At 72.8% G+C, this 8,019-nt stretch carries 7 protein-coding genes; 3 read left to right on the top strand and 4 right to left on the bottom strand.

Annotation, left to right across the window (positions count from 1 at the left end; all coding sequences use genetic code 11):
- Nucleotides 1-237: 237 nt before the first annotated feature.
- From VFJ94_RS15550 to VFJ94_RS15540, 3 genes are all read right to left on the bottom strand, one after another.
- Nucleotides 238-699, bottom strand: coding sequence for a hypothetical protein (locus VFJ94_RS15550; protein WP_325005133.1), 462 nt, complete (start codon nt 697-699; stop codon nt 238-240).
- 350 nt (nt 700-1,049) lie between these two features.
- Nucleotides 1,050-2,810, bottom strand: coding sequence for an arginine--tRNA ligase (gene argS / locus VFJ94_RS15545; protein WP_325005132.1), 1,761 nt, complete (start codon nt 2,808-2,810; stop codon nt 1,050-1,052).
- A 147-nt stretch (nt 2,811-2,957) separates the two neighbouring features.
- Entirely contained in the window at nt 2,958-4,604 is a 1,647-nt protein-coding gene (locus VFJ94_RS15540; RefSeq protein WP_325005131.1) for an AMP-binding protein, read from the bottom strand.
- 129 nt (nt 4,605-4,733) lie between these two features.
- On the opposite strand from VFJ94_RS15540, the gene VFJ94_RS15535 reads away from it, so the two are divergent.
- Genes VFJ94_RS15535 through VFJ94_RS15525 form a run of 3 tightly spaced genes read left to right on the top strand, consistent with a single transcriptional unit; the run spans nt 4,734 to nt 7,058 of the window.
- A complete protein-coding gene (locus tag VFJ94_RS15535) occupies nt 4,734-5,504 on the top strand; it encodes a LamB/YcsF family protein (RefSeq protein WP_414654626.1) in 771 nt (256 codons plus the stop codon).
- Nucleotides 5,501-6,127, top strand: coding sequence for an allophanate hydrolase subunit 1 (locus tag VFJ94_RS15530; protein WP_325005130.1), 627 nt, complete (start codon nt 5,501-5,503; stop codon nt 6,125-6,127). The genes VFJ94_RS15535 and VFJ94_RS15530 overlap by 4 nt, the downstream gene beginning before the upstream one ends.
- A complete protein-coding gene (locus tag VFJ94_RS15525; RefSeq protein WP_325005129.1) occupies nt 6,120-7,058 on the top strand; it encodes a biotin-dependent carboxyltransferase family protein in 939 nt (312 codons plus the stop codon). The genes VFJ94_RS15530 and VFJ94_RS15525 overlap by 8 nt, the downstream gene beginning before the upstream one ends.
- Here the strand turns inward: VFJ94_RS15525 and egtD are convergent.
- On the bottom strand, nt 6,973-8,016 hold the full coding sequence (egtD, locus tag VFJ94_RS15520) for an L-histidine N(alpha)-methyltransferase (RefSeq protein ID WP_325005128.1): 1,044 nt from the start codon (nt 8,014-8,016) through the stop codon (nt 6,973-6,975). The two genes, VFJ94_RS15525 and egtD, sit on opposite strands and share 86 nt — an antisense overlap.
- Nucleotides 8,017-8,019: the final 3 nt, after the last annotated feature.

The raw sequence follows: 8,019 nt of genomic DNA, 5'->3' as shown, positions 1-8,019 counted from the left end.
CAGAATGCTGCGCGGCGGGACCAACGGTCGTCCGTGTGCACGCTTCGCTCGTTCCGCCGCCCCGAAGGCGGATCCGCGGGGTCTCGTGCCGAGGTGAACGAAAGTGACCACTCGAGGGGGGAGCTGGTCGCCTGTCGCCGGCGTGGCCGAGCTTTCCCGGGGCCGCCCAGGTGGTTACCGGGCCATAGCAGCCGCCAGCTGATCCGCCTGTTGATCACCCGACGACGTACTGCGGGTTCATGGACGTGTCCTGCCCCCCTCGTCGCCGTCCGTGGCACCGCCTGCGCCGTCCTCCTCGGCTCGGCGCCCGGCGTCCTCGGCTCGGCGCCCGCGGTCCTCCTCGTCAGTCGGCACGTCGGGGTCGATGCGGTCGGCCTCACGCAGTAGCCGCTCGTGCTCCGCCCTCTCCTGCTCTGCCGCCTTCCGGTGCTCGGCGGCCTCCCGCTCGAGCCGCCTCGCCTCTCGCGCCTTGGCCTCGGCCTCGGCCGCCGTGTCCTCGGCGATCCGGGCGGTGACCGAGGCCTGGTCCTCACGGTCCCTGGCCTGCGCGCGGCCGTCGTCCACGCGTGCACGCAGCTTCGCCGCCTCGTCGCGGGCCCGCTTCTCACGCCGCCGGGGCGAGAGCACCAGCCAGACGAGGACCGCGACGACGACGAGCGCGAGGATCACCCACAGGATGGTCTTGGTCGTGTCTGACATGGCAGCGCCCTTCCTCGAGAACGACCCCCCACAGCAGCAAGGTACTGCGCCGCGGGTCCGGGTGGGCGATGTCTACCTCAGGCCCAGCCGGGCCCGGCCGGGTGCGGCCGGGTGCGGCCGCGATCTGGGGCGGGATGGGATCAGGCGCGGACGGAGAGCTTGCCGGGGACCGGGGCTCGGTTGTCGTGCTCGGGTTGTGCCTCGAGGGCTGGGCTGCGCCGGCACGCCGGCGACGGCATACGGACTCGCGCACCCGAAGTCTGAGGCGGCCGACTCCGGCATCCGCTCCCCTCATCTCCGCGCAGGGCCTGGCCCCCGGGCGCGCCGGGGCTCTCGGGGCTCCGCCGGCCTCACATCTGCTCCGGCGACTCCACGCCGAGCAGGTCGAGGCCCTGGGTCATCGTGCGCAGGACCAGCGCGCACAGGGTGAGCCGCGACTCCCGCACCTCGTCCCGCTCCGCCTTGAGCACCGGGCAGTTCTCGTAGAAGGCGGAGAACGCCTGGGCCAGCTCGAAGAGATAGCCGCAGAGCCGGTGGGGCTCGTACTCGTCACCGACCGCGGCCACGACGTCGCCGAAGCCCAGGAGGAGCTTGGCCAGGTCGCGCTCGTGCGTCTCGTCGAGGAGGACCGCGGCGTGCTGGGTCGAGGCCTCGAGACCCACCTGGCGGAAGATCGAGCTCACCCGGGCGACGACGTACTGCAGGTAGGGGCCGGTGTTGCCGGTGAGCGAGACCATCCGGTCGAGGTCGAAGACGTACTCGCTGTCGTGCGCGACGGACAGGTCGGCATACTTGACCGCCCCGATGCCGATCTGGTGAGCGATGTGCGCGCGCACGTCCTCGTGCAGGTCCGGGCGGCTGGCGTCGATGACTGCGCGTGCCTTGTCCACGGCCTCCTCGAGCAGGACGATGAGACGCAGCGGCTTGCCCGACCGCGTCTTGAGGATCTTGCGGTCCTCTCCCAGGACGTTGCCGATCTGGACGTGGACCGGCGTGACGTCGTCCGGGAGCCACCCCGCCTTGCGGGCGGTGTCCCAGACCATGTTGAGGTGCAGGCCCTGCGGCGCCCCCACGACGTAGAGCGCACGGTGGGCGCCGAGCGTCTGGACGCGGTATTTGATCGTCGCCAAATCCGTTGTGCCGTAACCGTATCCACCGTCCGACTTGCGGATGATGAGCGGCACCGGCTTGCCCTCACGGCCGGTGTAGCCATCGAGGAAGACGCACAGCGCTCCGTCGGAGACCGTCGCGATGCCCTTGGCCTCGAGCTCCTCGCAGATGCCGGCGAGCGCGTCGTTGTACATCGACTCGCCGGCCAGGTCCTCGTCGCTCAGCGTCACCCCGAGCAGGGAGTAGATGCGGTTGAAGTAGTTCTTCGACAGCCCGACGAGCTTGGTCCACAGGCGCAGGGTCTCCGCGTCTCCGCCCTGCAGCGCCACGACGCGCGCCCTCGCCCGGACGTTGAAGTCACCCGCGCTGCCGGCGGGCTCCGCCTGCTCCGCCGCGTCGAACTTCGCCCGGGCCCCTTGGTAGAAGGTGTTGGGGTCGGTGACGAGCAGGCCGGCCTCCTCGGAGTCCTCCCCCACCTCGAGCAGGTGCTCGATGAGCATGCCGAAGGGAGTGCCCCAGTCGCCGATGTGGTTCTGCCGCACGACCCGGTGCCCGAGGTGCTCCAGCGTCCGCGCCAGCGCGTCGCCGACGACCGTCGTGCGCAGGTGGCCGACGTGCATCTCCTTGGCGACATTGGGCGCCGAGTAGTCGATGGGAATCACCTGCCGAGCCTGCAACGGCACCCCGAGCCGAGCGTCGGCGTCGACGTCCGACAGCAGGGCGGCCAGCCAGGAGCTCGAGAACGTGAGGTTGATGAAACCTGGCCCGCTCACCTCCACGGAGTCGCACACGCCGTCAAGGTCGAGGGCCGCGACGATCCGCGACGCCACCTCGCGCGGCGGCATACCGACGCGCTTGGCCAGCGCGAGCGCGGCGTTCACCTGCACGTCGGCGAACTGCGAGGGACGCAGCACCGGGTCGGCCTCGCGGTAGTCGTCACCGAGCGCGGCAGCGATCGCGGACTGGACCTGGGGAGCGAGCGCGACAAGGGGCGAGACCATGCCGGTCAGTTTATGGCCGGCGGCGCCGGCACCCTCACGGCCTACGCCAGGCCGAGCCCTCACGGCCTACGCCAGGCCGAGCCCTCACGGCGTGGCCCGACGGCCGCTCCGGTCCTCCCTCGCTGACGCTCGGTCGATCCTCACGGCCTACGCCAGGCCGAGCCTGCGGGTCGTCGCCTCCCGCATCTCCACCTTGCGCACCTTCCCGGTCACCGTCATGGGGAAGTCGTCGACGATCTCGACGTAGCGGGGGATCTTGTAATGCGCGAGCTTTCCCGCGCAGAAGGCCCGCAGCTTCTCGGCGTCGAGCGGCTCGGCGCCGTCCTTCATGCGGATCCAGGCGCACAGCTCCTCGCCGTACTTCGGGTCGGGCACCCCGATGACCTGGGCGTCGAGGATGTCCGGATGCGTGTAGAGGAACTCCTCGATCTCGCGCGGGTAGATGTTCTCGCCGCCGCGGATCACCATGTCCTTGATCCGGCCGGTGATCTCGACGTAGCCGTCGTCGTGCATGACCCCGATGTCGCCGGTGTGCATCCAGCCGTCCCGGATCGCCTCGGCCGTCTTGTCCGGCTGCTTCCAGTAGCCGAGCATGACCGAGTAGCCCTTCGTGAGGAACTCGCCGGCTTTGCCCCGCGGCACGACCTCCCCGCTCACCGGGTCGACGATCTTGATCTCCAGGTGCGGCCCGACCCGCCCGACGGTTCGCGTCTTCTGCTCGAAGGTGTCGTCGGTGCGGTTCTGCGTCGACACGGGCGAGGTCTCGGTCATGCCGTAGCAGATGGTCATCTCCTCGATGCCCGACGCGATGAGCCTCTTCATCAGCTCGGCCGGGCAGGGCGAGCCGGCCATGATGCCGGTGCGCACGCTGGACAGGTCGTAGGAGGCGAAGTCCGGCAGGTTCCACTCCGCGATGAACATCGTGGGCACGCCGTAGAGGCTCGTGCACCGCTCGTCCTGCGTCGCGCGCAGCGTGGCGGCGGGGTCGAAACCGGGCGCGGGGATGACCATGCAGGCGCCGTGCGTCGTGCAGGCGAGGTTGCCCATGACCATCCCGAAGCAGTGGTAGAAGGGCACAGGGATGCAGACCCGGTCGTGCTCGGTGTAGCGGCACAGCTCACCGACGAAGTAGCCGTTGTTGAGGATGTTGCGGTGGCTGAGCGTCGCACCCTTGGGGAAGCCCGTCGTCCCGGACGTGTACTGGATGTTGATGGGGTCCTCGGGGCGCAGCGACGACTGTATGCCGTGCAGCTCGCGCTCGCTGACCCGCTGGGCCTGCTCGAGGGTGGCGGTCCACCCCTCGGTGCCGAAGTAGACGCACGTCTTGAGGTCGGGGCAATCACCGCGCACCTCCTCGACCATCTGCGCGTAGTTGCTCGTCCGAAACTGCTCGACCGCGAAGAGGTAGGAGATGCTGGCCTGCTTCAGGACGTACCCCAGCTCGTGGGCGCGGTAGCTCGGGTTGATGTTGACGAGGATCGCACCGATCTTCGCGGTGGCGTACTGCACGAACGTCCACTCCGAGCAGTTCGGCGCCCAGATGCCCACGCGGTCGCCGACCCCGACGCCGATCGCCAGGAGCGCCCGGGCCAGCGTGTCGACGTCTCGGCGCAGCTCGGCATACGTCCATCGCCTGCCCTGCGCGACGTCGACGAGCGCCTCCCGGTCGGCGAACCTGGCGACCGTCGCGTCGAGGTTGTCGCCGATGGTCTGCTCGAGCAGGGGCGGCTCGTCCTCGCCCTTCGCGTACGAGAGGGCGGGCGACGGGGCGGACGGGGCGGACGGGGCGGGCATCGGGACCTCCGGGCGTGCTGCGGTGGACGCGTCGTGCTCACCCAACCGCGCCGTGGGGCACGGTGCAAGCGGCCGCCACCGGGCCGGCGGCGGCTTGCATCGGCCGGCCCGGTGAACCATCCTTCCCCCATGCCGGGCCTGCGAGCCGTCGACCTCAACGCGGACATGGGCGAGTCGTACGGGCGGTGGGCCCTCGGCGACGACGCCGGGCTGCTCCCCGTAGTCACGTCGGCCAACGTCGCGTGCGGCTTCCACGCCGGCGACCCTGCCACCCTCGTCGACACGTGCCGGGCGGCGGTCGCGGCGGGCGTGGCCATCGGCGCGCAGGTCGGCTACCACGACCTGCCGGGCTTCGGCCGGCGCTTCCTCGACATGGAGCCGCGCGAGCTCTACGCGGACGTGCTCTACCAGATCGGGGCCCTCGACGGCATCAGCCGGTCGGTCGGTGGGCGGGTGGCCTACGTCAAGCCGCACGGGGCGCTCTACAACACGGTGGTCCACCACCGGGCCCAGGCGGAGGCCGTCGTGCAGGCCGTCGCGGACTACCCCGGCGGCCTGCCCGTCCTCGGCCTGCCGGCCTCCGAGCTGCTCGCCGTCGCCGAGGCGTCCGGCCTCCGTCCCGTGCGTGAGGCCTTCGCCGACCGGGCCTACACGCCGGAGGGCACGCTCGTCTCCCGCCGGGAGCCCGGTGCCGTGATCCACGACCCGGACGTGGTGGCCGAGCGGGTCGTGCGCCTCGTCACCGAGGGGCGGCTGACGGCGGTCGACGGCTCCGACGTCGCCGTCGCCGCAGAGTCGGTGTGCGTCCACGGCGACTCCCCCGGAGCCGTCGCCATGGCCAGCGCCGTGCGCCGTGCGCTCGAGGCGGCCGGCGTGACCCTGCGGCCCTTCGTCGGGTGAGGCTGCTGCCCTGCGGCGACCGGGCCGTCCTCGTCGAGCTCGAGGACGGTCCGGCCCGCCGCCGCCTCGACGCCGCGCTGCGCCGGCACCCCCTCCCCGACGTGGTCGAGCACGTGCCGGGCGCCCGGACGGTGCTCGTGCGAGCCTCCGCCCCGGACGCGCTGCCGGGAGTCGTGGCGGCGCTGCGCCTGCTCCGCTGGGAGGACGTCGAGGAGGAGCCGGGGACGGCGGCGGCCGAGGTCGTGCAGCTCCCCGTCCGCTACGACGGGGAGGACCTCGACGAGGTCGCGCGCCTGCTCGGCGTGGCTCCCGAGGAGGTCGTGCGGCGGCATACGGGCCAGCAGTGGACCGTCGAGTTCTGCGGGTTCATGCCCGGCTTCGGCTACCTCGTCGGTGACGCGGGCGGCCTGGAGGTGCCGCGCCGGACGTCACCGCGCACCCGCATCCCGACCGGCGCGGTGGCCCTGGCCGGCGCGTTCACCGGGGTCTACCCCCGTCCCTCCCCCGGCGGGTGGCAGCTCATCGGCACGACCGACGCGGTCCTGTGGGACCCCGACCGGCAGCCGCCTGCGCTCTTCGCTCCCGGCACGAGGGTGCGCTTCGTCGAGGTCGGCGATGCCTGAGCCGGTGCTCGTCGTGGAGCGGGTGGGCCCGCTGGCCCTGCTGCAGGACCTCGGTCGCCCCGGCCACGGCCGGCTCGGGGTCCCGCCCAGCGGCGCGGTCGACCGGCCGGCCCTGCGACTGGCGAACCGGCTCGTCGGCAACGCCGAGGGCGAGGCCGTCGTCGAGGTCCTGCTCGGCGGGCTCACCGTCCGCGCGGACGCGGCAACCGTGGTGGCGGTCACCGGCGCCCCGGCTCCGCTCACGGTCGCCGGCCGGAGCGCGCCCATGCATGCCGCCGTCCTCCTGGCAGCGGGCGAGGCGCTCACGCTGGGGCGGCCGGTGCTGGGCCTGCGCTCGTATCTCGCCGTGCGCGGCGGCCTCGCCGTCCCCCGCACGCTGGGCAGCGCCAGCACCGACGTGGCCTCGGGCCTCGGCCCGCCTCCGCTCCGGCAGGGACAGCGCCTGCCCGTCGGCACGTCGGCGCCCGGCCCCGTCCGGGGCAGCGACGTGGCGGGCGTGCACGCCGGGCCGCCACGCCCCGTGGTGCTGCGGGCCGTCGTCGGGCCGCGGGACGACTGGTTCGGTGCCGAGGCCCTGCGCCTCCTCGGCACCTCCGCGTGGCAGGTCACGCCGGACAGCGACCGGGTGGGCGTGCGCTTGGGCGGGCCGGTGCTGCCCCGCGGGCGGACCGAGGAGCTGCTGAGCGAGGGCGTCGTCCGCGGGTCGGTCCAGGTGCCCGCCTCCGGGCAGCCGCTGGTCTTCCTCGCGGACCACCCGACGACCGGGGGCTACCCCGTCGTCGCGGTCGTCGTCGACGAGGACACCGACCTGCTGGCCCAGGTGGTCCCGGGCGAGGCGATCCGCTTCAGCCTCCGTCGTGCGGGATGGCTTCCGGAGGCAGGTCGGCGGGCCGGCCTTCCGGAGGCAGGTCGGCGGGCCGGGACAGGCTGAGCGCGAAGTCGCCCGCCTCGTCGGTCCACGACCGGACGAGCTCGAGGCCAGCCGCGGCGAGCTCGGCGCGCACCCCCTCCGGACGGAACTTCGCCGACGTCTCCGTCCGCATCGCCTCGCCCGCGTCGAAGGCGACGCGGAGCCCGAGGTCGGCCACCTCCACCTGCATCGCGCGGCGGGCGCGCAGCCACATCTCGACCTGCTCCACCTCGGCGTTCCAGCGCGCGACGTGGTCGAAGTCGTCGGGAGCGAAGTCGGCACCGAGCGCCCGGTTGAGCACGAGCAGGACGTTGCGGTTGAACTCCGCGGTGACTCCGGCGGCGTCGTCGTATGCCGCCACGAGGCGCCGCGGGTCCTTGACGAGGTCCGTGCCGAGCAGCAGCGAGTCGCCCGGCCCGAGACCCTGGCGCACCATGGCGAGGAACTCCGCCCGCGCCGCGGGCTCGAGGTTGCCGATGGTGCTGCCGAGGAAGACCACCATGCGCCGCCCGCCCGACGGGAGCTGCTCCAGGTGGGCCTCGAAGTCGGCGACGATGCCGTGCAGCTCGAGGCCCGGGTAGCCGCGGGCGAGCTCCGCCATGGCGGTCTCGAGGGCGCTGGCACTGACGTCCACGGGCACGTAGCGGCGCAGCAGCCCGGCCGCGGCGAGCGCGTCGAGGAGCAGCCGGGTCTTCTCGGACGACCCGGAGCCGAGCTCGACGAGCGTGTCGGCGCCGCAGAGGGCGGCGATCTGCGCCGCGCTCGACTCGAGGATGGCCCGCTCGACGCGGGTCGGGTAGTACTCGGGCAGGCGGGTGATGTCCTCGAAGAGGGCACTGCCCCGGGCGTCGTAGAAGTACTTCGGCGGCAGCTGCTTCGGCTGGCGCGTGAGGCCCTGTCGGACGTCGCTGCGCATCGCGCCCAGCAGCTCGTCGGGGGTGAGGAACACGTCGGTTCGTGGGGTGGTGGCCTCGGGCACGGC

This window comes from Intrasporangium sp., from assembly GCF_035688975.1.
GTDB lineage: Bacteria > Actinomycetota > Actinomycetes > Actinomycetales > Dermatophilaceae > CALMNV01.
Note: the sequence above shows the minus strand (reverse complement) of the source record. Positions and strands in the feature narration are given on the sequence as shown.